Source organism: Corallococcus praedator (assembly GCF_003612125.1).
GTDB lineage: Bacteria > Myxococcota > Myxococcia > Myxococcales > Myxococcaceae > Corallococcus > Corallococcus praedator.
The window spans coordinates 1-379 of sequence record NZ_RAWI01001484.1 but is presented as its reverse complement, the minus strand read 5'-3'; the positions used below and the strand labels follow the sequence as shown (position 1 = coordinate 379).

The 379-nt window shown below is 62.3% G+C and carries 1 protein-coding gene; it reads right to left on the bottom strand.

Translation table 11 applies throughout. The features are described from left to right. Positions 1-8: 8 nt before the first annotated feature. On the bottom strand, positions 9-379 hold a 371-nt coding region (locus D7Y13_RS44990; RefSeq protein WP_208734778.1), incomplete at its 5' end, for a cupin domain-containing protein.

Genomic DNA, 379 nt, shown 5'->3' with positions numbered 1-379 from the left:
CCTTTACGCTATTCGATGGGGACGAAGATGGAGTGACGAAGCTTGCCTTCGATCGCCTTGGAGCAGTGGCCCTTGCCGTGCGTGTCCTCGACCAGGATCACTTCGCCGGCGCCGATGATGCGCGTCTCGCCGTCGCTGGCCTGGATGGAGACGCCGGCGTCGAGGTTGATGATGTACTGCCGGCGCGGCGCGGGATGCCATTCGTAGTCGTACGAGCCCGGGGTCTCGCGGAAGATGATGCCGGTGGCCGGCAGCGTCGCGGAAGTCTTGCCGCCACGGCCTTCGTTCTTCCACTCGACCTCGATGTCGCGGAAATGGGTCTCGCCCTGAGCGTCGACATAGAGATTATGGATGCGCATGAATTTTCCTCCCCTTGTTC